This window comes from Faecalibacterium sp. Marseille-Q0746 (assembly GCF_017377595.1).
Lineage (GTDB): Bacteria > Bacillota > Clostridia > Oscillospirales > Ruminococcaceae > Faecalibacterium > Faecalibacterium duncaniae.
The window spans coordinates 1-964 of record NZ_JAFREI010000052.1 but is presented as its reverse complement, the minus strand read 5'-3'; the positions used below and the strand labels follow the sequence as shown (position 1 = coordinate 964).

2 protein-coding genes are annotated in these 964 nt (G+C 36.8%); both read left to right on the top strand.

The genetic code is table 11. The annotated features are described in order from the left end of the window. Positions 1-169: 169 nt before the first annotated feature. Complete coding sequence (locus J3351_RS14000) at positions 170-829, top strand: phosphatase PAP2 family protein (protein ID WP_005929954.1); 660 nt, start codon at positions 170-172, stop codon at positions 827-829. A gap of 22 nt (positions 830-851) precedes the next feature. Next, the coding region (locus J3351_RS13995; protein ID WP_207697999.1) for a helix-turn-helix domain-containing protein at positions 852-964 on the top strand (113 nt) is incomplete at its 3' end.

Sequence of the window (964 nt, the reverse complement as noted above, 5' to 3'; positions counted from 1 at the left end):
AATCGAAATTTGTAGGAATAGGTATTCAGGAAAATATACAGAAAATCACGCATTTGTGGGGATGATACGAATCGTGTCATACATGTGAAAGAGCGATTCTTGCGTCATTTTACGCTTTTTGATAAGGTGAAATCGTCGAAAAGACAAACCAATATAGAAAGGACGTATAATGATGAAAAAGAATGGAAAACAAGTTTTATTTTTAGGAGGTATATTTATTATAGCGTTTGCAATATGGACAGCTTTGATCCAGATGGTAGACGTGCAGCCACTGGGGCAGAATGCAACGAATATTGGATTTGCAACATTCAATTGCTGGTTTCATCGTTTAACAAATGTTAATATGACAATTTATACGATTACCGATTGGATGGGTCTGATTCCTTTAGTTGTATGCCTGATTTTTGCAGGTATTGGACTGGTTCAGTTAATAAAGAGAAGAAGTCTCTTCAAAGTGGATCCCGATATCATTATCCTGGGAGTTTATTATGTTATAGTGATACTGGCATACTTCATTTTTGAGATCATCCCAATCAATTACAGACCAATTTTAATCAATGGAATTATGGAGGCTTCTTATCCTTCTTCAACGACTCTACTGGTATTGTGCGTGATGCCGACTTTGGTTGAACAGATCCAGCGAAGAATGTCATGTTCTACATTGAAAAGAATCATAACGATTCTAGCAATCGCTTTTTCTGCATTCATGGTTATCGGCAGATTGATTTCCGGAGTACATTGGTTTACGGATATTGTGGGTGGTGTATTGTTAAGTGCCGGATTATTTACTGTTTATAAGGCAGTAGTTATGCTAACAATAAAAAAGTGAAATAAAAAAGGAGGTGAAGGAGGTGGAATTCCATGAAAAGCTTCAGGAATTAAGAAAGAGCCGAGGTTTGACACAAGAAGAACTAGCCGAGGCATTATTTGTTTCAAGAACTGCAATTTCAAAATGGGAATCCGG